The 23827-nt window shown below is 39.6% G+C and carries 23 protein-coding genes; 18 read left to right on the forward strand and 5 right to left on the reverse strand.

From position 1 onward, the window contains the following. Positions 1 to 31: 31 nt before the first annotated feature. From VBD025_RS05020 to VBD025_RS05030, 3 genes are read right to left on the reverse strand one after another with little or no spacing between them, the layout of a single operon-like run. Positions 32 to 1873 carry an adenylate/guanylate cyclase domain-containing protein gene (locus VBD025_RS05020; protein ID WP_430789882.1) on the reverse strand — a complete coding sequence of 614 codons (1842 nt, stop codon included), beginning with the start codon at positions 1871 to 1873 and terminating at the stop codon, positions 32 to 34. Between the two features lie 11 nt (positions 1874 to 1884). Further along, positions 1885 to 2229, reverse strand: a complete 345-nt coding sequence (locus VBD025_RS05025) for a DUF3307 domain-containing protein (RefSeq protein WP_430789884.1) — start codon at positions 2227 to 2229, stop codon at positions 1885 to 1887. After that, positions 2216 to 3367 carry an HD domain-containing phosphohydrolase gene (locus VBD025_RS05030; protein WP_430789886.1) on the reverse strand — a complete coding sequence of 384 codons (1152 nt, stop codon included), beginning with the start codon at positions 3365 to 3367 and terminating at the stop codon, positions 2216 to 2218. The genes VBD025_RS05025 and VBD025_RS05030 overlap by 14 nt, the downstream gene beginning before the upstream one ends. Positions 3368 to 3658: 291 nt before the next feature. On the opposite strand from VBD025_RS05030, the gene VBD025_RS05035 reads away from it, so the two are divergent. From VBD025_RS05035 to VBD025_RS05050, 4 genes are all read left to right on the forward strand, one after another. After that, positions 3659 to 4831 carry a ParM/StbA family protein gene (locus VBD025_RS05035; protein ID WP_430789888.1) on the forward strand — a complete coding sequence of 391 codons (1173 nt, stop codon included), beginning with the start codon at positions 3659 to 3661 and terminating at the stop codon, positions 4829 to 4831. Between the two features lie 9 nt (positions 4832 to 4840). Beyond that, positions 4841 to 5383, forward strand: coding sequence for a hypothetical protein (locus VBD025_RS05040; protein ID WP_430789890.1), 543 nt, complete (start codon positions 4841 to 4843; stop codon positions 5381 to 5383). 636 nt (positions 5384 to 6019) lie between these two features. Then, positions 6020 to 7108 carry a DUF1611 domain-containing protein gene (locus tag VBD025_RS05045; protein ID WP_430789892.1) on the forward strand — a complete coding sequence of 363 codons (1089 nt, stop codon included), beginning with the start codon at positions 6020 to 6022 and terminating at the stop codon, positions 7106 to 7108. Next, entirely contained in the window at positions 7105 to 8184 is a 1080-nt protein-coding gene (locus tag VBD025_RS05050; protein ID WP_430789894.1) for an alanine/ornithine racemase family PLP-dependent enzyme, read from the forward strand. Before VBD025_RS05045 ends, VBD025_RS05050 begins: the two co-directional genes overlap by 4 nt. Positions 8185 to 8501: 317 nt before the next feature. On the opposite strand, the gene VBD025_RS05055 is transcribed toward VBD025_RS05050, so the two are convergent. Continuing rightward, a complete protein-coding gene (locus VBD025_RS05055; RefSeq protein WP_430789896.1) occupies positions 8502 to 9923 on the reverse strand; it encodes a Na+/H+ antiporter NhaC family protein in 1422 nt (473 codons plus the stop codon). 142 nt (positions 9924 to 10065) lie between these two features. Between VBD025_RS05055 and VBD025_RS05060 the strand changes: the two genes are divergently transcribed. From VBD025_RS05060 to VBD025_RS05090, 7 genes are all read left to right on the forward strand, one after another. Further along, positions 10066 to 11133: an AI-2E family transporter gene (locus tag VBD025_RS05060; protein WP_430789897.1), complete on the forward strand. Its 1068-nt coding sequence runs from the start codon at positions 10066 to 10068 to the stop codon at positions 11131 to 11133. A gap of 85 nt (positions 11134 to 11218) precedes the next feature. Beyond that, positions 11219 to 12400, forward strand: a complete 1182-nt coding sequence (locus VBD025_RS05065; protein WP_430789899.1) for a carboxylate--amine ligase — start codon at positions 11219 to 11221, stop codon at positions 12398 to 12400. A gap of 90 nt (positions 12401 to 12490) precedes the next feature. Then, the gene (locus VBD025_RS05070) at positions 12491 to 13975 is read left to right on the forward strand and encodes a UDP-N-acetylmuramoyl-L-alanyl-D-glutamate--2,6-diaminopimelate ligase (RefSeq protein ID WP_430789901.1); all 1485 of its coding nucleotides are present in this window, start codon (positions 12491 to 12493) and stop codon (positions 13973 to 13975) included. Positions 13976 to 14053: 78 nt separating this feature from the next. Continuing rightward, the gene (locus tag VBD025_RS05075) at positions 14054 to 14776 is read left to right on the forward strand and encodes an aspartate/glutamate racemase family protein (RefSeq protein WP_430789903.1); all 723 of its coding nucleotides are present in this window, start codon (positions 14054 to 14056) and stop codon (positions 14774 to 14776) included. Positions 14777 to 14798: 22 nt separating this feature from the next. Then, positions 14799 to 14999 carry a hypothetical protein gene (locus VBD025_RS05080; protein WP_430789905.1) on the forward strand — a complete coding sequence of 67 codons (201 nt, stop codon included), beginning with the start codon at positions 14799 to 14801 and terminating at the stop codon, positions 14997 to 14999. 385 nt (positions 15000 to 15384) lie between these two features. Beyond that, the gene (locus VBD025_RS05085; RefSeq protein ID WP_430789907.1) at positions 15385 to 16710 is read left to right on the forward strand and encodes a phenylacetate--CoA ligase family protein; all 1326 of its coding nucleotides are present in this window, start codon (positions 15385 to 15387) and stop codon (positions 16708 to 16710) included. A gap of 18 nt (positions 16711 to 16728) precedes the next feature. Next, positions 16729 to 17256, forward strand: a complete 528-nt coding sequence (locus VBD025_RS05090; RefSeq protein ID WP_430789909.1) for a gamma carbonic anhydrase family protein — start codon at positions 16729 to 16731, stop codon at positions 17254 to 17256. Between the two features lie 43 nt (positions 17257 to 17299). Here VBD025_RS05090 and paaX read toward each other — a convergent pair whose 3' ends face one another. Continuing rightward, complete coding sequence (gene paaX / locus VBD025_RS05095) at positions 17300 to 18127, reverse strand: phenylacetic acid degradation operon negative regulatory protein PaaX (RefSeq protein ID WP_430789911.1); 828 nt, start codon at positions 18125 to 18127, stop codon at positions 17300 to 17302. A gap of 809 nt (positions 18128 to 18936) precedes the next feature. On the opposite strand from paaX, the gene paaA reads away from it, so the two are divergent. The 7 genes from paaA to VBD025_RS05130 all read left to right on the forward strand — a co-directional run bounded on the left by paaA (position 18937) and on the right by VBD025_RS05130 (position 23811). Further along, positions 18937 to 19923: a 1,2-phenylacetyl-CoA epoxidase subunit PaaA gene (gene paaA, locus VBD025_RS05100; RefSeq protein WP_430791278.1), complete on the forward strand. Its 987-nt coding sequence runs from the start codon at positions 18937 to 18939 to the stop codon at positions 19921 to 19923. Positions 19924 to 19945: 22 nt separating this feature from the next. Beyond that, a complete protein-coding gene (gene paaB / locus VBD025_RS05105; RefSeq protein ID WP_430789913.1) occupies positions 19946 to 20305 on the forward strand; it encodes a 1,2-phenylacetyl-CoA epoxidase subunit PaaB in 360 nt (119 codons plus the stop codon). Beyond that, on the forward strand, positions 20302 to 21117 hold the full coding sequence (gene paaC / locus VBD025_RS05110; protein ID WP_430789915.1) for a 1,2-phenylacetyl-CoA epoxidase subunit PaaC: 816 nt from the start codon (positions 20302 to 20304) through the stop codon (positions 21115 to 21117). Before paaB ends, paaC begins: the two co-directional genes overlap by 4 nt. Positions 21118 to 21436: 319 nt before the next feature. Continuing rightward, a complete protein-coding gene (gene paaD, locus VBD025_RS05115; RefSeq protein WP_430789917.1) occupies positions 21437 to 21937 on the forward strand; it encodes a 1,2-phenylacetyl-CoA epoxidase subunit PaaD in 501 nt (166 codons plus the stop codon). A 20-nt stretch (positions 21938 to 21957) separates the two neighbouring features. After that, the gene (locus VBD025_RS05120; RefSeq protein ID WP_430789919.1) at positions 21958 to 22263 is read left to right on the forward strand and encodes an EthD family reductase; all 306 of its coding nucleotides are present in this window, start codon (positions 21958 to 21960) and stop codon (positions 22261 to 22263) included. Next, positions 22256 to 23029: an enoyl-CoA hydratase/isomerase family protein gene (locus VBD025_RS05125; RefSeq protein ID WP_430789921.1), complete on the forward strand. Its 774-nt coding sequence runs from the start codon at positions 22256 to 22258 to the stop codon at positions 23027 to 23029. The genes VBD025_RS05120 and VBD025_RS05125 overlap by 8 nt, the downstream gene beginning before the upstream one ends. 5 nt (positions 23030 to 23034) lie before the next feature. Then, positions 23035 to 23811 carry an enoyl-CoA hydratase/isomerase family protein gene (locus VBD025_RS05130; protein WP_430789923.1) on the forward strand — a complete coding sequence of 259 codons (777 nt, stop codon included), beginning with the start codon at positions 23035 to 23037 and terminating at the stop codon, positions 23809 to 23811. Positions 23812 to 23827 lie beyond the last annotated feature (16 nt).

Genomic DNA, 23827 nt, shown 5'->3' on the forward strand with positions numbered 1-23827 from the left:
TTTTTACTTAATTTCCCATTTTACGACTATTTCAACCCTGTTTTGTTGTTTCTGTTAGTTTACTAGAAGTTTTTTTTACTATCCTCATCAGGTTGACCTTACTTTCAATCCCTTTAAGTTCTGCAGTAAAAGGTTCATAGCTTGTTTCATTATCATTTAAAAGTGAGTAAATAGTATTATTTTGAAAATAGGACTGATGAACTACGATATCGCCGCCATGGCTTTTATTTTGAATTCTGGCTGCAATGTTAACCGTGCGCCCAAAATAATCGAGACGGTTGTTTGAGTTAACAACAATTGCGGGACCACTGTACAATCCAATTTTTAAAACAATTGGTTTCTTTGATGTTTCATTGTATTTTCCCATGTTTTTCTGAATATGCAGCGCTGCATTCACACCATCTTCCGGCCGGTAAAATACGGCCATTACCGCGTCGCCTATTGTTTTAACTATACTTCCATTGAAGGTTGAAATCCATTGAGTCAGGTAGTCAAAATGTCTTCGAACCTGCCCGTATGCGTTTGCATCACCGATTTCTTCATAGAGCGATGTAGAGCCTTCCAAGTCGCTAAATAGTATTGTTACGTTTTCAATTCCAACCTGTTGACCTGGCGCTAATACTTCTGCTGAAAATAAGTCTCTGAATTCCTGCATAGCTGTAACCTCTGCTGCAGTCGTTGCTTCTTCGTCCCAGTTTGTTTCTTCTACTGCAAGAACAATAGAATGATCAGTATGATTTTCTATTGGAATAGTTACTTGTCTGGAATACGCTGGTTTTATCCAGCCGTTATCCGTATAGACAATTGATGCAGTTTGGTCTGTACTGCCATTCCCTAGCTCTGCCTTATGATTTGCCTGGAGAACACGTAATTGCAATGATCGAGTTGTTGCAGGGTAGGGGATTACCACAGTTTCACCCGGTAACACAACTCTTTGGACAAGTACATGTGGCGTAATCATTGGACCGCCAACACAATACGAATTTTCATATGCTTTTCTGATTGAAGGATTGACAGAGAATTTTAGTTCAACATAGTTTTCAAAGTCAGCATTATAGGAGACTCCACAGAGATCGCAGTGAAAATCATTGGATAGATTGGATAATGAGTTAAATTCAACTTTTGCTACGCGGCAATTTGGACAGACGAGGGTCCAATTTAAATTAAGAATACCTGCTTTAGTGGCGTACAAAAATAATCGAAGTGTATCTGTTTTATCAGCATTCCATTTTCCTGCTAATGTACCTGCACGCATATTGACCACTTCCTGATCTGGTCGAGTAACGATATGTTTATGCAGTAACTCGATGAGTTCTGCTTTAATAGGCATTTTAGCCAGTTTTTTTTCATTTGTTTCAAGGTTTGTTAATTCTACTTTGAGTTTAGATGACTTAAAAGGCATGTAAGGATGTGATAATTTTTGTTTCACAAACTCATCCAGATAAGTCATGGTATTTCGCATGGAACCTACACCAGTAATAGGAATTACTGCTACTCCAAGTAAGTTCCTTGGGGTAAATTCACCGATTAACCGCACCTGTGTTCCGTTTGACTCTTTGTTGTCCATTAGCTCAATTCCACCAACAAAGTGCTTGAGAGGACCACTTAAGTAATGCCGTTCAACAGAGTAATATTCATTTTTAATCCATTGAAAGGGAGACTCTTCCCATTTTAATGGAATAATACCAGCTACCTTTGCTAAAGCAATTCGATGAAATACTTCCTTTTTTTTATTCTTTGCCGGTGTGAAGTCAACAGGGAATAACCCAATAAAGCGGTTTAGATTATCGGTATCGCTTAAAATTTCCCAAATCTTTTCTTTTGGTAGATTGTATTCTTTTTCTATCACAAATCTTCTAGCTTTGTAACCCATATGTATACCCCCTATGATAGATAAATAGCAATTGCTAACAGAATGATGTGGAAGGTTTGGTCCGTAATGATCGATAGCCACCGCTGGTTCGGTTTTGTGGCTGTTTGGATGTTTACTACCCAGAAGGTAACAAACGTCCCTCTGTCCAGTATCAGATGTCCAATAAAAATTAGTAATATACCAAATCCAGAAAGTCCACCTTCCAAAAGTGAGAATAAAATAATGACAATAGTATACAGGCTGGAGTGGACGAGCAGGGGTAACCATCGTTGTGACTTATACGTTGCCATCCAGTTTGTTTGAAACAGAAAGTCGCCAACAAAATGGCCGATTAATAGTACATTAAATAGACTCATTCAGTTGAACTCCTTCTAGTTTTTCACTTATTTGATAGTCATATGCTTCCAGTACGCTAATGAATAGATCTACAATCGTACTGTCATATAATGTGCCTTTGCATCTCTCCAGTTCGAGGGCACCTTCTTTAAACGAATAGCCATTGCTGTATGGCCTGACAGTCGTCATTGCATCGTACGAATCAGCAACTCCTACTATTTTTGCAAACAGTGGGATATCTTTATCTGTCAGCTTGTCCGGATATCCACTGCCATTTAATCGTTCATGATGCCATCTTGCTGTAGTAATAGAGTTTTTCATTGTACGTCTCGGTTCCATACTGGATAAGATTTCGGCACCGATGGCTGGGTGTTTTTTTATGGTCGCAAATTCATCATCCGTCAGTTTGGTGGTTTTTCTTAAAATATCGTCCGGTATCCCTATCTTGCCAATATCGTGTAATAAAGCAGCTTTATATAAATCATCGAGTGTTTCTTTATCCATTTTAAGTGACTTACCAATCCAAAGTGAGTAGGTTGCAACTCTTTCCGAGTGGCCAGCTGTATATGGATCTCTCTTATCCAGTGTCATTGCGAGAGTGCGAATCATGCTCATCAGCATCGTATATAAGTCATCGTACATCTGACTATTATGTAAAGCTAACGTTGAGTGATTAGCAAGTGTTGTAGCCAATTTTACGTCATCTGCTGTAAAACAGGTGCCATCCTGTTTATTTAGCATCTGTAAGGCACCAATAGTGTTACCCTTTGCAATAAGAGGTACTGTTATCATTGATCGCGTAACGAATCCGCTCGCTCTGTCTATTCGCTTTGCCCATCCGGGTTCATTTGTAACGTCTTCTATATAGTGGACAGTTCCAGATTGAATCACCTGACCAACTATACCTTCGTTCTTTCCCAATTTAAGATTTTGTATAGATGAGGCAGTAGGTCCATACGCTGCTGTAGCTTCAATAAGTTCTAATTCATCATCTACAACCCATAGTGTTGCTGCTTCTGCATCGACGATCCGAACCATTTGGAGTAATATATTTTGAAAAACTTCCTGAATTTCAATATGTGCGTTTATTTCTTTAAAAGCATCGAATAATCCTATTAATTCGTTTACTTTGTTTTCTAATGGTTCAATTTGACTCATGGTTATTCCTCATTTCAATTAAATGTCTGTCATTTTATTATCGTCAAAAAGTCCTGGTTTGTGAAATTTTAACGATGTTTGCAAATGTGAACACATGTATACAAAATGTTTTCTTTATGTACACAATTACGTGTACAAGTATACAAACGCGTACGCATATTGTTTTAACGGCGAATGCAAAAATGAATACATGTATACAAAAAAGAACACGATAAAAGTCTGATTGCCTATTTTAATAGAATGATTTATTATTAAACTTGTAGTATTTAATTGAGAGGAGAATGATGTTAAATGACAAAATCAAGAATTGCAGCAGTGGATGTTGGAAATGATGCATTAAAAGCTAATTTTGGAAAACTGGAAAATGAATTATATATACCGAATGTCATCGCACGAGATATGGAGGATCGCCCGGTAATAGGGATTGAAGAGCTTGACGAAAAAGATCCGTTAGATAACATACATATACGTGTGCACTCCCCTGCCCTGGAAGAAAATAATGCAGTGTACCGTGTTGGTAATTTGGCAACCAAAACAAATAACTCAACAGAGCTTGATCCAGGAAGCAGTAAATCGGAAGAAGATCAGACGATAGTGATGTTAATAGCTTCTTTAGCATTAGATGCTGTAAGTAATGGGGATTTTAAAGCAGGCAAAAATGATGTAATAGATGCAAATTATACACTAGGAACTGGCCTCCCGCTTCGTGAAGTGAAAGAAGGGAAAGATGTCGGTTACCGTTCGCAATTGTTAGGATCGGTTCACCAGGTAGAGTTTTTAGTTACACCAAAATATCAAGGTAAGAAAGTAAACATTAAATTTGATGAGGTAAAAATATACCCTGAAGGATTTGCAGCTTATGTTAATTTGATTATGGATAACGAGCGCAATGTTATTAATAAGGAATTAATAGATAAACAGATTCTGATTCAGGATATCGGGGGACTCTCAACAGATATCGCGGTAATCCGAAATCGCAATGTAGATGATGACAAGGCGCAAGGATTTAACTTGGGTGTTGCCGAATCATTAGAAGAAATTCGCGAAGAAATTCGCACCAAGCATGGCGTAGAATTAGATAGCCGTCGTGATGTTGTTGATATTATTACGCGTAAAAATGACCGTCACCATATTATGGTAAAAGGAAGCCGGACGAATGTTCATGACATAACAGACCGCATTTTATTAGAGCTTGCGAAAAAGGAATACAGATATTTGCGTAATGTCTGGGCTAAAAATTCGCAGTCTGAAATTTGCTACTTTGTTGGCGGTGGTTCTGCAGTGTTAAAGGACTACATTAAAGCGCTCAATAACAAACTGGACGGATTCAATATTGAATTCTTCGAAGACGAGAACGAGAGCATTTGGATGATGGCAAACGCTTATTACAAATTAATCTCAGATTTTATTGCAAAATCAACAAAAGATGTGAAAGAAGAAAAAGCTACAGAAAAAGCAAAGTAGGGTGATAGTATGTCAGATACTAAAAAAAGTATAGAACGGGGACAATCTATTACGTTTCGCGTTCCGTCCGATACACCTGACCATGTTTTAAAGTTGCTTCAGAAATTAAAAGACACCGAACGCAGAAATTTCTCCAGTAAAATTGCACAATATGTTTTAAAAGGTGTAAATGAAACATACACAAGGGAACGGGAAACTGTTACGATTCCACTCCCGAAACAATTGTCGAAAGAACAAAAAAGCTGGATAAAGCACGAACATTCTGAGGCGTTGATTGGTACGATTCTCTACCAATTATTAAGTGATCCTATGCGGGCTACTTCACTTCTTACTTCACTTAACAATGGGTCCAGTAAAATGGAAGATGCTGTGTATTTTGACGAAATGAATACGAAAAGTACAAATGAAACAGCTGCCGGAAGTGACGAAAGACTTGGCGACATAAACCTGGATGATATGCTGCAGGAAATACATCAGCAAACAGATGATGAAAAAGATGAAGAAATCGACGAAGATCCATTAGGTGATTTTTTCTCCAGTATGAATAAATAGTGATGAAGGTGCAGCTTAGTGGCTGCGCCTTTTTAAATGATTAGAAAGTACAAAAGCCAAGTAGAATTGACAGCATACAGAAAACTTCGACATCCGTTAGTAAAGAATAGGTGATTGCTGAGCTTTTCTATCGGTTAAACGGTGAAATTTGAGAGTTTTGGTCCCTTTTAAGGGATGTGGTCGATATTTATAATTAATAGCTGATATATTTACACTACTAGTCGATAAATTTTGAGTCTTGTCCAATATATGTCGAAAAGTGGCTGTTAATTCCAAATAATGGTTTAAATTAAATTTTATAGAACAATAAACAAGGAAAATGGCCAATAAAACAGACCGTTCAGCATAATTGATTTAACAAATATGATTATTTACCAAGTGGTCTGGCAAGTGGAAATTGTTAAAGTCGCGAATTAATGGAAAACTATAACATACATTAAATCTATTACTGTGCTATACTGGCAATACAAGTAAATGTAAATAAAATACCACGAGAAAACACCTTGCATGATAAGTTTTGGCGCTTCGCCAGTTTACTTTCCACAATTATGTACAGGTGTTTTTTGTTTGTATCTAAATGGTAATTTTTTACATTTAATTGTATGATTTAAAAATTCTATATTGGAGTGTGTATTTATGAAGGAAACAGCAATTGTTTACTGTGAAAGCAAGTTTGGTACGATGGATGGGAAAACTGCTAACGGACTTGTTCGTAGTTCAGATAAATATAAAATAGTTGGAGTGATTGATAGTACAAAGGCGGGCCAGGATGCAGGTGATTATCTGGAGAGTAAGCCGAACAATATTCCAATGTTTGCAAGTCTTGAAGACGCTATTGCGAAATTAGCAGAAGTCCCAGATCGTTTTATATATGGGATCGCGCCATCGGAAGGATTTTTGCAAAAGAATGAAAGAGGCATTGTATTAGAGGCGATGAAACTAGGTATGAATATCGTCAACACACTCCATGAATTCTTAACGGATGATGCTGAATTTATTAAGCAAGCAAAAGCATATAGCGTTACCATTACCGATGTGAGAAAGCCACCATTAAAAAAAGACATGCATTTATTTTCGGGAAGAATTTTAGATGTTAAAACGCCAATAGTAGCAGTTCTAGGAACAGATAGTGCTGTTGGAAAAAGAACGACATCAGTGATCCTTGAAGATGCATTAAAGAAAAAAGGACTAAATGTTGCGTTTGTAGCGACGGGACAAACTGGATTAATCCAGGGAGCAAAATATGGAGTAGCGATTGATGCCATTCCTTCACAGTTTATGACAGGTGAGATTGAAAATCAGATCATGCGCGCCTATGAGGAGGAAAATCCAGATATTATTATAGTAGAGGGACAGGGAGCATTAAGCCATCCGGCATATATTAGTTCATGTTCGATCATCAGAGGTTCAAGGCCGACTTCTATAATTGTTCAGCATCCACCAAAAAGAGAAAGTCTAGGTGATTTCAGTTATATGAAAATGCCAACACTTCAGAGTGAAATTGATCTAATTGAAACATTTTCAAAGTCTGAAGTTGTAGCAATTACAATAAACCATGAAAATATGTCTGACTCTGAAATCCGTGAAGTTATAGCGGAGTATGAACAAACAATTAAATTGCCAACTACTGATGTTCTGAAATACGGTTGTGACAAGCTAGTTGACAGACTTTTCGACATTTACCCACAGCTGAAGGAAGTAAAAGATAAAGTGTTTGTAAATTGATTAAAACTGCAGTACACACGACCTCAAGAGTTGAAATTAACCTTGCTAAAATAGCTCATAATGTTACGGAACTTGTAGCATTATACGGCTCAAAAGGGATCGACCTGATGGGAGTTACAAAAACCGTTGGGGGCAACCCGCGAATTGCAAATGTATTTATGGAAAATGGGATTCGTATGCTTGCTGACTCGAAGGTTGAGAACTTGCGAAAAATGCGTGAAGATGGCGTAGTTGCGCAATTTGTGCTGTTAAAGACACCAGCGATTAGTGAGATTGAGGCAGTTATTAAATATGCTGATATCAGTATGAACAGTGAGTTGATTATTCTTCAGCAGCTATCGGTATGTGCTGAACGAAATAATAAGGTACATCAAATCATTCTAATGATAGAAATGGGCGACTTAAGAGAAGGGATCATGCCAGTTGATCTGAAAGACTTTATTACAGAGGTACAAAAACTGTCAGGTGTTGTGATGATAGGGATAGGTGCAAATTTTGCCTGCTTCGGTGGAGTGGAACCAAGCGTTGAAAACATGAAATATCTAACCGAGTTGGCCAAAACTATAGAACTGGAATTCGCGCTCCCTAATCTGATGGTGTCAGGTGGAAATTCAGCAAACTATAATTGGTTTAATGAAACGGAAGATATAGGTGCAGTAAATAATTTAAGGTTGGGTGAGTCCATCTATTTAGGACGGGAACCGATTAACCGAAAACCCATTCCCGGGTTATTTACGGATGCCTTCACGTTTGTTTCAGAAGTCATTGAATCCAAGATTAAACCCTCTATTCCATATGGAAAGATTGGTCAGAATGCATTCGGGAATCACCCGGAATTTCATGATTATGGATCGATGAAGCGAATAATAATGGCGTGTGGTTCACAGGATGTGCTGGTACCAGGATTAACCCCGTTGCTTGATATGGAGATTCTCGGATCCAGCAGCGACCATACGATTATTGACGCCAGGAAAATGGATTTAAAAGTTGGCGATGAAGTCAGATTTGCGCTTAATTATGGTGCGCTTCTTTCAGTAATGAACTCGTTTTATGTGGCGAAAAAATATATCAATTAGCTCAACTTTCGCAGAAGAAATAAGTTGTCTCCCTGCAATGGTTGGATTAGTCTGTGTTCGGTTTCGTGATCACAGAAAAAGTTACGTGTGATGCGAAATAGGTGGATCTATTTTCGCAACTTCGAATATACTTCGCTTTCCGTGGGCAAGCTTCAGCTTCCTCGGAATGCAAAAACCGCTGTTCCTCCGGGATCTTCAGCTCGCGCTGTTCCAAAGTAACTAACAGCAATGTTTTAGGAATAGATATATTCGTAAGTCGTGTGAAGTAACATATTTTTAAGTGCTGCAAGAACTACAGTTTATTGCCTCTCCTCTAATTACAAGAAGAAGAATCCTGCAGTAAGGTAGAGAACAATTGCAATCCCAGCACCTAATGAAGCAATTTTTAATTTATATCGTGCATATTCCACTAAATCCATTTCGAGAATAGACGCTGTGGTAATCGTAGTATCGCCAAGCGGAGAAGTAAGTGCACCAAATGACCCGCTTGCGAAAACAGCACCAACGGTAATCGGCAAAGAAGCTCCAGTAACCGAAGCAAGTGTAATTCCAAGCGGCATAAATAACCCCCACGTCCCCCAAGATGAACCAATAAAGTAGGCAACCACTGCGCCAATTGCGAATATTATTGCCGGTATCGTAAAACTCGGAAGAAAAGTTCCGAGTGTGGAGCTGATAAAACTGGAAAAGCCTAAATCTTCTGCAACGAGTGAAAGAGACCAAACCAGAACAAGCAGAATAATTGCTTGCATTAACTGGTTTCCTCCATCAAAAAAATGATAGATCGTTTCGTCCAATGACTGACGACGCAGCATATAATACACAAACGTAACGACAAGTGTGATGAAGATTGCAAGGAGCATTACGAATGTTGCATCAGCCATGGAAAACGCCTGGAATACTGATTCGGCTCCCTTCTTTACACCGTCAGACCATAAAAGAAACAGAGATAAGCTGAGCAGCAAAAATAAAGGAATAATTAAATTCCAAGGCTGTGCTTTGACCATAGAGAGCTCCTTCTTACGTCCGAGCGTATGGAAGTCGTGCTCTTCTTTTTTAAGTTCCTTTTTTTCAGCACCTCCGTCTTTCTTTTTACCTCTCGTCCAGAATGTGCGAATAAGTCCAATTAGCAGCATAGTGATTGCAAAAAAGTTAAATGGAATACTTAATAAGAAGATTTCATAAGCTGATTCATTAAGGTTCTGTTTTTGTATCCCGCTCTCCACCAATGAAATCATAAATCCTACAAAAGCCGTAGCAACAGGTAAAAGTACAATTACAGAAACGGTTGAAACGTCCATGGTAAACCCAACTTTTTGCTTAGACAACTTCATTTTTTCCATAATTGATTTTACAACCGGCCCGATCATCATAATTCGAAACATCGGCATCATAAAAGTAAAAGGAAGCGTTAGCCAGATTAATATTAATAAGCCACGTTCGGAATGGATTTTTTTGCCAATCCACTCAGCAAATCCTTTAATTCCGCCTGAAATAGTCATCATTCCGACTAGCCCGCCAAATAAATATAAAAAGCCAATAATTTTAATGTTGGTTTCGTCTGCTAATGTTTTAATGATATATGCAATCGTCTGTTCCGCTCCGGACATTGGGTTCATTTCAACCAGGAATGCACCAACAAGCAAGCCAAGAACAAGTCCAGGTAATATTTTTTTTAGCCACATGGATAAAACGATTACTACTAAAAAAGGTATTAATGACATCCAAGATTGATCCATAGTACCCACCCCTTCAATCGTTACGGTGTCCCAATTTCCTTTTTTTCATTCAGTCTAAAGACCTTAGTTTGGGGAAATCTGTTTAGTAAATAGCTAAAAAAGGTAAAGGATAGATAGTACATAATTCTTGAGAGGTGCTAACATGTGGATTAGACATTCGTTTTTCAAATATGCGATAGGAATATTAATTGTTTTACTTTGTATTTTTTTCCTGGGAAAAGTAGATTTTTTTCTGAATCCATTTCAAAAGCTTATAGCTATTTTGTTTTTCCCGATAATTATATCAGGCTTATTTTATTACATACTCAGACCGGTTGTTAATTTTTTTGCCAGACCGAAATATATGAACAAATCGCTAGCGATTATAGCTGTTTATGCACTCTTTGCTTTAATAATCTTCTTATTTATTCATTTTGCAGGTGCTAAAATTAGTGATCAGGTTCAACAGCTAACCAATCAGTTTCCTCAAAAAGTGGAGAATACGATCGATCAAACAAAATCATTAATTAAGGAAAATAACTTCGGCATGCTGTCAGTCGAGGAGATTAAACAGAAATCTATTACCTATTTAAGTGATCTTGCCAAAAAAATTGGAGATAATTTAACTGCAATTATTGGCGCTATAACAAGTGTCGCGACTGTCTTAATATTGGTGCCTTTTATTCTTTTCTATTTCCTGAAGGATGGACATAAGCTTCTCCCGTACCTTCTTAACTTTATTCCAAGCAAGCATTCGGATGAGGGGAAGCGGATTTTAAAAGACATTGACAGTACGCTTGCTGCATACATTCTTGGGCAGCTGACAGTGGGGCTGGTTGACGGAATTCTAATGTATATCGGATATATGATTATTGACCTGGATTATGCCATCATACTTGCGATGTTTGTCGTTATTACAGCCGTAGTTCCTTTAATAGGTCCTGCATTAGGTGTCCTGCCAGCTATCTTAATTGCCCTCATTCAGGCTCCAGTAATGGTGCTGTACGTCCTGATCATACTTCTGATTGTCCAACAATTAGAGGGTAATCTAGTATCGCCAGCTGTGTTCGGAAAAAGACTGCAGCTTCATCCGCTAACAATCATATTGCTGCTAGTTGTGGCAGGTTCACTATACGGATTTGTAGGGATTTTAATTGCTATACCGCTGTACGCTGTTTTAAAAGTTACAATTAAGAACTTTTATAAATTTTACCGTCTTCGCAAGTCATAATAGGGCTGGAGATTCTGTTATATTCATAGGGTGAAATTTATTGTATACTAGTATTAAACGACGTGATATTCAAGGAGTAGATAGGATGAAAAACAAAGCAGTTATTTTAGGCAACAATTATTATATTGGTTTAAGTGCTATTAAGTGTTTAGGAATTCATGACATACACACAGTAGCTGTTGACTATACGGAAGAAGAGAGATATGGTGCCGAGTCAAAATATTGCTCAGAGAAATTAATTGCACCACACTATAAAAATGATTCCGATGCATTTATCAAATTTTTAATTGATTATGCAAAAAAACAAGATGAAAAGCCAGTCTTAATTCCTTGTCATGACTCCTATGTAGAAGTTATTGACACAAAGTTGGACGAGCTGAAAGAATATTATTTAATTCCACAAACCGAACAGGGACTATATACAAAGGTAATGAATAAAGACACGTTACATCAACTGGCAATTGAAAAGGGAATGAAAGTACCTGAAACGATCCAGGTGGATGATCCGGATTTCTATGAAAAGATCGATTCAATTATTCAATTTCCATGTCTTGTAAAGCCAACAGATTCACCATCATTTGTATCGAAATTCCGAAAAAAGCTGTTTAAAGTGCATTCGAGAGAAGAATTGGACGAAGCACTTCAGCAAGCAAAAGATGCTGATTTGGATGTGATTGTTCAACGCATTATCCCAGGTTTTGATAACCATATGCATACATTTGATGCTTATTTAAATCAGGATGCAAAAGTGACACACTGGGCAACCTGCCAAAAACATCGTCAATACCCGATTAACTTTGGAGCTTCTGTATATATTGTACAAAAACATATACCAGAGCTGTATAAAATAGGTTCTAAATTTTTAGAGGAAATAGGATTTAAAGGCTTTGCTGAAATCGAGTTTAAGAAAGACGCACAGACTGGCGATTATTATTTAATCGAGATTAATGCGCGCATAACCAATTTTAATCAAATGTTAAGTGAAATCGGGCTTAATATGCCGTACATTACGTACATGGAACTAACAGGCAATCCATTGGAACCAAAAGCTATTCAATCTGATACAAATACTGCTTTTTGGTATGGATATGAAGATATGCTAGCAGTAAAAGAGTATGTAAAAACCGGGCAGCTCTCTGTTGGGAATGTACTAAAATCACTTGTACGTCCAAAGGTCAATGCAATATGGGATTGGAATGATCCAAAGCCGGGAATGACCTTTATAAAGTCGAAGATTAATAAAAGATTTCCCAGCCTTTCGAAGTAACTGAAGAGGTTGGCTGTATACAACCCAAAAAATAACAAACGCTAATACAAATTAGATGCGAAAGCACGTCTGAAATGAGGAGCTGAAAAAATGTTATTAACCTCTATCGTACAAGGTCTGGAATATGACAACATCAAAGGGGATTTGAATAGGGAAATCAGTGCAATTTCCTATGATTCCAGAGATGCTGTGGATAATAGTATCTTTGTTGCAATTTCAGGTTTTGCCGTTGATGGGCATCATTTTATTGATAAAGCGATTGAACAAGGCGCATCGACAATTATTCTGGAAAAAGATATGCCAATAGAACATGATGTTACGGTTTTAAAAGTGGTTAATTCACGGGATGCACTCGCCCGGGTTTCAGCTAATTTTTACCATAATCCAACGGAAGACTTAAATGTTATTGGAATTACCGGAACGAATGGTAAAACGTCAACGTCGTATTTTATAAAATCGATTTTTGAACAGGCCGAACATTCAATAGGATTAATTGGAACGATCGGTACAATAATCAATAATAAACTGGTGAAAAATAAAAATACAACGCCTGAATCACTTAACCTGCAGCGCACGTTCTCTGAAATGAAACAGGAAGAAGTGGATAATTGTATTATGGAAGTTTCGTCACACTCCTTAAACCTAAGGCGCGTGGCGTACAGTAAATTTAATACTGGGATTTTCACAAACCTCTCGCCTGATCATTTAGAACTTCACAACAGCATGGATGAGTATTTTGAAGCGAAGGCCGAACTGTTTGACCTGACCGACGACTTCAATATTATTAATGTTGATGATAGTTATGGAAGAAGGTTAATTAACCGAGTTGAAAATTATGACACCACACTGGTGACGTTTGGTATCGATTATAAAGCTGATATTTATCCAACAGATATTCACTACTCATTTGATGCGACGACCTATACGGTTAACACGCCTTCAGGAAGCATTAAAGTAACAGTTAATATACCAGGTGCCATCTATGTATATAACAGCCTTGCAGCGATTGCATGTGCATATTGTAACGGAGTGTCGCTTGAAGATATTCAGCGTGGTATTCAGAATGTGGAGAGTATCAAAGGACGCCTTGAGACAATTTACAAAGAAAAAGACTATAAAGTTATTGTCGATTTCTCCCATACCGAGGATGCACTGGAAAAAGCATTAACGACAATTCGACCTTACGTAAAAGGGCGATTAATCCTCGTATTTGGGGTGTATGCTGATTTTAGTGATAAAGGACGGGAAAAACGTATCGGAATGAGTCGAATAGCGTCCAAGTATGCAGATTTCTCCGTTGTTACATCGGATAATCCAAAAAATCATGACCCTGTTTTAATTGTGAATGAAATTTCAGAAGCAATGAATCGATTTGAAGGAAAATATAAAGCAATACTTGAGCGGGAAGCAGCAATTCAGTATGCAATTAAGATGAGTGAGAAGGGTGACGCAATTCTTATCGCAGGTAAAGGTCATGAAACAACACAGGCAATTGGTGACAAAGAAGTACCGTTTAATGAAACCGATATTGCGTTAGAAGCATTAAAGAAAAAGAAACAATTTGTGCAGTTATAAGCCAATAACCACCAGATAATGATTGTTTCTATCGAAAATCATATAGAATATACACGTGATAAAGTAGGTGGTTAACATATGGAACAGAAAAAGTTAGGTGTCTTAGGTGGCATGGGCCCGATGGCCACGTCATTGTTTTTTGAAAGAATTATTGAAAATACATTAGCCAAAAAAGATCAGGACCATTTGGACATGCTGATTTTAAACCACGCCTCAGCTCCTGATCGAACTGCTGCAATTTTAAATGGCAATGTAGAGCCGTTCTTAAAGGCTGTGAAAAGTGACTTTGAGCTGTTTGAAAAGACGGATGTTGCGAATATTGCCATCCCTTGTAATACGTCGCACTATTTTTATGATACTATGCAGGCGATGACCAGCATAAACATAATTAATATGATTGATGAAACGTCAAAGTATATAAGTGAATCATACGGTCCAAATGCCAAAGTAGGAGTTCTTGCCACAAACGGCACTATTAATACTGGCATCTATCAAAAAGGCTGTCAGAAATTTGATATGGAATCATTTATTCCAAATCAGGCCATCCAAGCTAAGGTTATGCAGATTATCTATCAGTTTAAAGCAGATGAACCAGTGGACCCGAGTGAACTGGATCGTATTATCAACGAACTTGTTTTTAAAGAAGGCTGCACATGTGTCATTCTGGGCTGTACAGAACTATCATGCATCCCAGTAAGTGACGGAGCTAGTCACTATACAGTCGATGCCATGCAGGTATTGGTTGAACAATCTATTATTCAATCTGGAAAAAGAGTAAAAAAAAGTACTAGGGTTGTATAACTTCACGTAGGGGGAATGATGGATGAGTCTTCGGGGCGATAAGAGGTTTGATGAATTTTTGGCTGACTCCTTTAAGGATGGTACATGTGTCCGAGAATTGCGCTTAACCAACGCTGAACTTACTTACGTTCGACTGAAGTTCCCTAAATCAAGAGTAAAAAAATTACCAAAGACTAACACAAACACGTTGAAAAAAGAATGGTATGAAGTTAGAATCAAATAACCAGATCGGCCGACTCTTCCAATGAAGATTCGGTTTTTTTAATGGGCTTTTATAATTGTTGAGTATTTAAATAGCGATTGAGCTGGATATCGATAAATTTCGTTTCGGGAACGATATTATTTTTGACGAGATGGATAAATTTTTTCCGAGCGTGATATGCTGAATCGCGCCATCGATAAGTAAAAGGCGAGAACGATAAGCTAAGGTACACCTTCGATAAAAGCGAGCGATTAACAAAAGACCGGAAAAAGAGCGGTTGGAACTTTTCAGATAATTGACATTTCTAAATGTAAGCGCTATTATTTTGGATAACGAATTTTAAACGATAAATAATGTTTACGTTATGAGATCAGCCGTTAAATAGCCTGACAGGGGGGGATTTGGTATGATTTTCAATGAAGAAATGGAAACGTTGTCGAGTGACAAAATGAAAGAGTTACAGCTTGCGAGGCTGCAGTATACTGTTCGAAGGGTGGACAATCATGTTCCGTTTTACAGAGATAGATTCAGTGAAATGGAAATTGAACCCGAGGATATACAAACATTAGAAGATATCAAGAAGTTGCCGTTTACAGAGAAGGCAGATTTAAGAAACCATTATCCGTATGGACTTTTTGCTTCGCCTATGGAAGATATTATCCGTTTGCATGCTTCATCAGGAACGAGTGGTAAGCCAACAGTAGTCGGGTATACCAGAAAAGATATAGGTGATTGGGCAGAAATTATTGCACGATCGATCGCTGCTGCGGGTGGTAAAGCCAGCGATGTCATGCATAATGCATACGGCTATGGACTGTTTACTGGTGGACTTGGTCTTCATCATGGCGGCGAGAAACTTGGAATTACAACTGTTCCGGTGTCTGGCGGAAATACGAAACGACAAATTATGCTGATTGAGGATTTTAAACCAAAAGTAATATGCGCAACTCCTTCCTATGCCCTGCGAATTGCTGAGCAAATGGAAGAAGACGGGAAGAACCCTCGGGCAACCACCTTGAAATATGGGATATTCGGTGCCGAACCATGGTCAAATGAAATGAGAGCAACATTAGAAGAGAAGTTAGACATTAAAGCAGTGGACATTTATGGGCTGAGTGAAGTTGTCGGACCAGGGGTTGCGATTGAATGCAAAGAAGAACAAAACGGACTCCACATTCAGGAGGATCATTTTTTTGTAGAAGTTATCGATCCAGATACGATGCAGCCGCTTCCTGATGGTGAATATGGCGAACTCGTATTTACAAGTCTAACAAAAGAAGCCTTTCCTATTATACGCTATCGAACCGGTGATATAGCGTCCATTAATCGGGAAAAGTGCGGGTGTGGAAGAACTACCGTACGAATGTCACGAATTAAAGGGCGAATCGGCGATATGCTGATTGTTCGTGGGGTTAATGTTTTCCCATCAGAAATGGAACGGTGTTTACTGCAGGTAAATGAACTTGCCCCGCATTATCAGGTTTATTTAAAGAAAGATGGATTTATGGATACCGTGGAATTGCATGTTGAATTAACAGAGGCAACTTTCGAAGCGTGTGGGCGCAGTCAGGAACATACCAAGGTACTAGAATTAAAACGACGAATTCAGGATTTAATTAAAGGCGAATGTCTGGTTTCAATTGACGTAAATGTTTTAGCACCAAAATCCATACCGAGATCAGAAGGAAAAGCAGTCCGCATTGTAGACCAGCGAACGAAACTAACAATCTAGTAAAGGGGACTACATTCTATGATATACCGATATAAAGAGCAATCACCACACATTCACGAGACTTCATTTGTGGCAGAGGATGCTACCGTAATTGGTGACGTGGAAATTGGCGCATATTCAACCATTTTGTTTAATGTTGTACTTAGGGGCGATGAGGGTCCAATTCGAATTGGCGAACGATGCAATATCCAGGATAACTCCGTTTGCCACCTCTATGAAAAATACCCATTAACGCTTGAGGACGACGTCTCCATTGGACATAATGCGATTATCCATGGATGTACCTTAAGAAAAGGCTGTTTAGTAGGTATGGGCGCTACCGTCCTTGATGGCGCAGAGATTGGTGAATATTCAATAGTAGGGGCAAACAGTCTTGTGCCACCAGGAAAAATCATCCCACCACGCTCGCTTGTGCTGGGGTCTCCTGGAAAAGTAGTGCGGGAATTAACAGACAAAGATATGGAAATGATCGAAGAAACCATCCGTACATACGCAGAAAAAGGACAGGAATTTAAGAACAAGGAAATTCTGGAAAGAATAGAATAGACAAAAAACAAGCACACGGTTTATGAGCCATGTGCTTGTTTCATTAACCCAGATCAAATACGGATTCAAAGAACCGAATCGCTGGCTTTTCGAGGATTCGATAGTACTCAGTGAACAGCTCAGCCGCCGCATCGCCAATCCATTTTTCCGGTAGCAGCTCTCTTGGCAGGCTTGGATCTATGAACAAAAATTTCCGGTAGTGATGAACAAGTAATGCCCGTTTTACGAAACAGCTTCCATCGCTCATGTCCTCATTTGCAATTTTTGCTTTATCCGCAAGTAAATCCTTTTTATATTCCTCGATAAATGCAGCGTATCGTTCATTAATTGTATCCATATCCCAGCATTTTTCGACTAATCCCGCGTTATCACTCATCCCCTCGTGTGACGCACGAAAAAAGTTTACGTAGGGTCCAACCTCATATTTCTCAATTAAATCCTCGACCTGCTTTTCGATAGGGTTCGGGGTAATCCAGCAGCCTGTAGATAAAGCGCCAAATCCACTCCAGACCAATTCCTGCCTTAAGTCATCCCGCAGATGACGTTTTTCTTCTGGAATTGTGTAGATAAGCATTCTCCAGAGCCCGTCCCATTCAGGTGAATCCTCTTTATATATCCGTTTGGACGCTTCGTTCATCCGTGCTTTACCCCGATTTGTCAGGGAATAATAGCTTTTGTTGCCTTTTTTTTCTGACTCAACCCATCCCTGTTTGCTCATCCGAGAAATGGCTGCACGAACGGACTGTTCATTATGTCCGAATTCTTTTAGTAACCGAATTAAACTGCCTATCCAGATAACGTTGCCATAACGGCTGATATAATCGCCATATAGTGTGAAAATCATTGATCGCGTATTAAATAATTTTTCCATTTGTATTCCTTTCTGTAAATCATTCTGTTAAATATTGTACTATATTTTATAAAAACGTCTACTTATATCTCAACTTTCGCAGATAGATATTCAATAAACTATAGTTCTTGTAGAAATTGAAATATGTTCTACCAATTACATTGCGTAGTTGATATAAACTGCGACGTAATTTTTAGTTTGCTTCCATAGCTGCCGCCCCGGAATCGTTGTGGACGGATGCTTTCCGCGGGCACGGCTTCAGTCTCCTTGCCCCGACAAGGTGTATGCCAACGTTGTCCGCAAAGGACGCTTTTAGTTGGCCCTCCTCTTAAGAATTTTTTTCTGCGTGGCCTTCAGACTCGTGCTGTTCCCGCAAGAGTCACCACCCTCCACTCACCTGGACTGGTAAAGCTGTTTATGTCTTTAATTAATAAAACCAAAGCATATTGAAATATTCGTGTTATAAGGTGTGCAGTTAATAAATCCTCGACATCCACATTTAGTCAAGAGATTGGAGCGGATGGCAGTCGACTCCTGTGGGAGGACAGGCATCGGTGAGACCCCGGAGTGCTTTAGCACGAGGAGGCTCACCAGCCGCCCACGGAAAGCGACTGCCATCCGTGGAAATCTCGTTGCTGATACATTGTTACGTCGCAGTATAAAGATTTTGTGCAGCTTATTCCATTATTTTAGCAAGCGCAAACACTTTTCAGTCTGTGAAAGTTGGATTGTATAAATTAATTTTAAAATAATGTAAAAATTATGTTATTGATAACAGTATGACAGTTTGGTATACTGACGTTATATAAACGTGATAAGGAGATGATATGATGTACAACTTTGTTGAGGACTCGGACTCGGTTACAACGGCGTATATGGAAGACGAAGAAAAGTATGCCAAGTTTATGGATCGAATTGAAGCTGGAGAAAAGATAGAGGCCGATGATTGGATGCCAGAAGAGTACCGCAAATCACTTATTAAGCTCATTTCCATGCATGGTATCAGTGAGATTATGGGTGCGCTGCCTGAAAAAGAATGGACACCGAAAGCACCAACGTTAAAACGGAAACTAGGAATCATGGCCAAGGTTCAGGACGAAATGGGACATGGACAGCTTCTGCTGCGCGTGACAGAAGATTTAATGAAACCTTACGGCCGAAATAGAGATGATTTAATGCAGGATCTCTTAACAGGAGATTTGAAGTTTCATAATGTTTTTCACATGCCGACGAAGACGTGGGCAGATGCTGGAATGGTTGGCTGGCTGGTTGACGGAGCGGCAATTATTTCACAGACCAATATGCTGGATGCATCATACGGTCCTTATCAACGGGCATTACAGAGAATTTGTAAGGAAGAGGTTTTCCACGCACAGCATGGAGAATCAATTATTATGGCACTTGCTGAAGGAACGGAAGATCAACGAGCTATCCTGCAGGACTCTTTAGACCGCTGGTGGGAACCAATATTGATGTTCTTTGGACCAAGTTCAGCAGCAACGACGGGGTCATCGAAACAGGATGTAATGAAAAAATACCGTATCCGTAAAAGTTCAAACGAAGAATTACGCCAGGCATTTTTGGATAAGTACCTTCCGCGTGTATTTTCGCTAGGGTTAACAATTCCAGACGAAACGATTCATTATGATAAGGAAAAAGAAGAATGGATTTACCAGCAGCCAGATTGGGATAAGTTCAAGCAGATTATTAAAAATAATGGGCCAAAATCAAAAGATCGCTTAAAACTAAGAAGAATTGCATACGAGAACAACCAATGGGTGAGGCAGGCGTTAGCACAGGAACCGGTTGGATCATAAGCGGAACAGGAGGTAGAAACGAATGGCGGATAAGAAGGAAGCTAATTTTTATAAAGAATATGAAGTGTTCAGCAAAAAAAGTGTGAAAGCACCAATTCAGCATCAGTTCAGCCTGCTCGCGCCTAACGAAGAAATGGCGTTAAATATGGCGCTTGAAAACTTTATGCGTCGGGAAGAAATACTGGATGTATGGGTTGTCGAGCGGAGTAATATTCGTTCCCTTTCAAGTGAGGAACGCCAGCAGTGGACACAGCGGATTGATAATAAGGATTATCGAACAACGAAAGGCTACGGCTATTTGAGGCAGAAGTGGAAAGAAAAAGAACAAGGTATGCTGGACGAAACAGAAATCATGTCCTGGAAAGAGGTGAAAAAGCGATGACAACAATAGAAAATGCAGAACAGGCAAAGGAAAACCCAACTTATTATAAGGCATTGACTGATTTACTTTACCAATTGGCAGACGATGATTTTATTGTTTCGTTCCGAGGATCAGAGTGGTTAGGTCTGGCGCCGCATGTAGAAGAAGATGTAGCTTTTTCATCCATTACGCAAAATACGATGGGCCACGCAACTCTATACTATAACCTTCTTGAGGAACTTGGTGAAGGTGAAGCAGATGTACTTGCACATGAACGGGTGTCGAGTGAACGGAAAAATGCTGTTTATTTTGAGAAGAAAAATGGAGATGGCTCTTATCTTGAAGATCCTTATTATGACTGGGCATTAACAGTTGTTCGGCAGTATTTTTACGAAGTTTTTAAGAAAGTAAAATTGGAAGCGCTTACGGCAAGCTCTTACACGCCACTTGCAAACGCTGCACAGAAGGTATTAATGGAGCAGCCGTATCATCTGTCGCATTGGCGAATCTGGATTAAACAATTACAAGCAGCAACAGAAGACGCGCAAACACGCATTCAATTTCGTATAGAAGAAGCGTGGAATGAATTCGAAGACGTGCTGGAGCTTGGCCCATATGCACAAGAAATGGAAAAACATGAATTATGCCCTGGTAAAGATTACATGAAGCAGAAGTGGTTTGAGGAAGTGGAAGGAATGTTAACTTCTGTGCCTGAATTCCCGCTGAATAAAAAGGCAGGGAGTGGCCGCAGCGGTGAACATACAGAGGATTTGACGCAAGCATTAGGGATTCTTTCCGAGGTGTATGCAACCGATAAGAATGCAACCTGGTAATCGCGCGTAAACTACTGAATTCCGCGCATCGGCATGTGAATATCGCGCACAAAACGAGAAATTCGAGCGACACCTTAGTCACTTCGCGCGCCAGCATGAGAATTTCGCGCAGAACAGGTGGGAAATCGCGCGCCAATGCCAGTGCGCGATTCCAGGAAGGCTATGCGCGAATCTCTAGCAAGCGTGCGCGAATTCGCAATCACGATGCGCGATCTACGGGTGAGTGCGCGCGATTCCCACTAATCGACGAGCGAAAATGATGAAGCACCGCGCGAATAACACATAACATTGTACGTTTTTTCAAAAGGAGGCAGCAGCGATGAACGATAAGATTAGGCGTACGGAAATTTATGAAGTATTAAAAACAGTTGATGACCCTGAACTTCCTTCCGTTAGTGTGTTTGACTTAGGTATGGTCCACGATGTATTGGTTATGCAAAATAAGGTGTTTGTCTCCATGATTCCCACATTTGCTGGGTGTCCTGCACTTGATTTTATCGAAGCAAATGTAATAGAGGCAGTCGAAGCGCTAGACTGGGTGACCGAGTGTCATGTTGAGTTTTCCTATAAGCATATCTGGTCAACAGACGCGATCACGGACGTTGGAAAAGTGCAGTTAAGGAAGCACGGCGTTTCCCCGCCACCTGAAAATTACAGCCATGGTGATGAATGGACAGTGGACTGCCCGTTCTGCGGATCGGATTATACGTCGATGGACAATGTTTTTGGACCAACAGCCTGCCGCAGTATTTTGTACTGCAAGGCGTGTAAAAATCCATTTGAAGCTATGAAACCAGTAGTAAGAGCGTCAGTAATTTAATAGAAAAGGAGTTTTTTAATATGGTGAAACTAATCGCTTTATATAAACAACCGGAGGACAAAGCAGCATTTGATGAACATTATTTTAATACACATACGGAAATCACAAAGAAGATTCCTGGTTTACGAGAAATGAAAGTAACTAAAATTGTCGGCTCTCCAATGGGCAAGAGTGATTACTATCTAATGTGTGAGATGTTTTATGATGATCATGAAGCATTACAAACAGCTATGAAAACTGATGAAGGAAAGGCTTCTGGAAAAGATGTTATGAAATTTGCGGGTGACATTGTCACGCTTATGATTGGCGAAGAACTTGATGACTAACACACATATAAAAGTTACGAAAAATGGCGACGTGGGAATGATACAGCTCAATCGGCCTGAGGTAGCTAATGCGTTAAATAGAAAAATGGTTACTGAAATTGTAGAACAGATGGAAGCGTATGATCATGACGAATCGGTGCGTGTAATTTTACTGCATGGCAGTGAAAAGGCGTTTGCGGCTGGTGCTGATATTGATGAAATGGCGGATGAAACCGCATTATCGCTTGAACTTGCAAATCCATTTGCAGTATGGGACCGCCTAAGACTTATTAAGAAGCCTACTATTGCAGCTGTAAACGGCTTTGCATTAGGTGGAGGATTTGAGCTTGCACTTCATTGTGACCTGATTGTTGCTGCGGAAAATGCTAAGTTCGGCTTTCCTGAAGTAACGCTTGGAATTATGCCTGGTGCTGGTGGCACGCAGTTTTTGACGAGAGCAATGGGTCGGACAAAAGCGCTTGAATGGCTGTGGCTGGGTGTCCCAATGAGCGCTCGGCAGGCGTTAAACGACGGAGTCATTAACCGCGTTGTAGCACCAGAACTGGTCGAAGAGGAATCGATTAGGCTGGCAAATCAACTTGCAAAACAAGCGCCAATTTCTCTGCATTTGATTAAAGAAGCGGTCGATGCTGCTTGTGACTTATCGTTAACGGACGGCATGAATCTGGAGCGCAAGAACTTTTATCTTGCTTTTGCTTCAGAGGATCAAAAGGAAGGGATGAAAGCATTCATCGAAAAACGGCGTCCTTCTTTTAAAGGGGTGTAAGGAATATGGAATTTCAAACAATTATTGCTGAGAAAAATAGTGGTGTTTTATCGATTAATTTAAACAGGCCAGATTCATATAATGCCTTCACTGAAACAATGAACAAGGAAATTATCCAGGCATTAAAATCAGCAGATAAAGACGAATCGGTCAGATGCATCATGATAACTGGCAGTGGTAAGGCTTTTTGCGCAGGTGAGGATCTGGCAGGAGTTGACGAAAACACAGATCATGGTGAGTTTCTTCGCAGACGTTACCATCCGATGGTTAAAGCTATCAAACAAACATCTAAGCCAATTATCGCAGCTGTAAATGGAACTGCAGCAGGAGCTGGAATGAGTCTGGCGCTTGCAGCTGACTTTCGGTTAGTCCAGCCAGATACGAAGTTTGTTAGTGCCTTCATGAACATTGGCTTAATACCAGATTCGGGATTTTTGTATATGCTTCCTAGGCTGATTGGGTATGCGAAAGCACTTGAAATTGCAGTGCTGGGTAAGCCAATTAAAGGAACCGAAGCTTACCAGGTTGGCCTTGCAACGGAAGTAATTGAAGCATCGGAATGGGAAGAGAAGACCACAGTATTTGCTGAAAAAATTGGAGCACTGCCAACGAAATCCTTTTCATTAATTAAACGATACATGATGGACAGCATGCATCTGCCGTTTGACGAGATGCTTGAAAGTGAAGCACAGGCGCAGCGCATTGCGGGAAAATCAAATGACCATTATGAGGGAATGCAGGCATTTAAAGAGAAACGCAGTCCAAACTTTGCAGGGAATTAAGAAAGGAAGGCTGAAC

Origin of the sequence: Virgibacillus flavescens, assembly GCF_050574275.1 — a bacterium.
GTDB lineage: Bacteria > Bacillota > Bacilli > Bacillales > Amphibacillaceae > Virgibacillus_F > Virgibacillus_F flavescens.

What these genes read in the sequence shown, in the direction of transcription:
- VBD025_RS05120 (WP_430789919.1), top strand. Translation starts at nt 21,958, where the DNA reads ATGGTGAAACTAATCGCTTTATATAAACAACCGGAGGACAAAGCAGCA.
- VBD025_RS05070 (WP_430789901.1), top strand. Translation starts at nt 12,491, where the DNA reads ATGTTATTAACCTCTATCGTACAAGGTCTGGAATATGACAACATCAAA.
- paaB (WP_430789913.1), top strand. Translation starts at nt 19,946, where the DNA reads ATGGCGGATAAGAAGGAAGCTAATTTTTATAAAGAATATGAAGTGTTC.
- paaC (WP_430789915.1), top strand. Translation starts at nt 20,302, where the DNA reads ATGACAACAATAGAAAATGCAGAACAGGCAAAGGAAAACCCAACTTAT.
- VBD025_RS05130 (WP_430789923.1), top strand. Translation starts at nt 23,035, where the DNA reads ATGGAATTTCAAACAATTATTGCTGAGAAAAATAGTGGTGTTTTATCG.
- VBD025_RS05020 (WP_430789882.1), bottom strand. Translation starts at nt 1,873, where the DNA reads ATGGGTTACAAAGCTAGAAGATTTGTGATAGAAAAAGAATACAATCTA.
- VBD025_RS05045 (WP_430789892.1), top strand. Translation starts at nt 6,020, where the DNA reads ATGAAGGAAACAGCAATTGTTTACTGTGAAAGCAAGTTTGGTACGATG.
- VBD025_RS05030 (WP_430789886.1), bottom strand. Translation starts at nt 3,367, where the DNA reads ATGAGTCAAATTGAACCATTAGAAAACAAAGTAAACGAATTAATAGGA.
- VBD025_RS05055 (WP_430789896.1), bottom strand. Translation starts at nt 9,923, where the DNA reads ATGGATCAATCTTGGATGTCATTAATACCTTTTTTAGTAGTAATCGTT.
- paaD (WP_430789917.1), top strand. Translation starts at nt 21,437, where the DNA reads ATGAACGATAAGATTAGGCGTACGGAAATTTATGAAGTATTAAAAACA.
- VBD025_RS05090 (WP_430789909.1), top strand. Translation starts at nt 16,729, where the DNA reads ATGATATACCGATATAAAGAGCAATCACCACACATTCACGAGACTTCA.
- VBD025_RS05065 (WP_430789899.1), top strand. Translation starts at nt 11,219, where the DNA reads ATGAAAAACAAAGCAGTTATTTTAGGCAACAATTATTATATTGGTTTA.
- paaA (WP_430791278.1), top strand. Translation starts at nt 18,937, where the DNA reads ATGTACAACTTTGTTGAGGACTCGGACTCGGTTACAACGGCGTATATG.
- VBD025_RS05125 (WP_430789921.1), top strand. Translation starts at nt 22,256, where the DNA reads ATGACTAACACACATATAAAAGTTACGAAAAATGGCGACGTGGGAATG.
- VBD025_RS05075 (WP_430789903.1), top strand. Translation starts at nt 14,054, where the DNA reads ATGGAACAGAAAAAGTTAGGTGTCTTAGGTGGCATGGGCCCGATGGCC.
- VBD025_RS05085 (WP_430789907.1), top strand. Translation starts at nt 15,385, where the DNA reads ATGATTTTCAATGAAGAAATGGAAACGTTGTCGAGTGACAAAATGAAA.
- paaX (WP_430789911.1), bottom strand. Translation starts at nt 18,127, where the DNA reads ATGGAAAAATTATTTAATACGCGATCAATGATTTTCACACTATATGGC.
- VBD025_RS05040 (WP_430789890.1), top strand. Translation starts at nt 4,841, where the DNA reads ATGTCAGATACTAAAAAAAGTATAGAACGGGGACAATCTATTACGTTT.
- VBD025_RS05025 (WP_430789884.1), bottom strand. Translation starts at nt 2,229, where the DNA reads ATGAGTCTATTTAATGTACTATTAATCGGCCATTTTGTTGGCGACTTT.
- VBD025_RS05035 (WP_430789888.1), top strand. Translation starts at nt 3,659, where the DNA reads ATGACAAAATCAAGAATTGCAGCAGTGGATGTTGGAAATGATGCATTA.
- VBD025_RS05080 (WP_430789905.1), top strand. Translation starts at nt 14,799, where the DNA reads ATGAGTCTTCGGGGCGATAAGAGGTTTGATGAATTTTTGGCTGACTCC.
- VBD025_RS05060 (WP_430789897.1), top strand. Translation starts at nt 10,066, where the DNA reads ATGTGGATTAGACATTCGTTTTTCAAATATGCGATAGGAATATTAATT.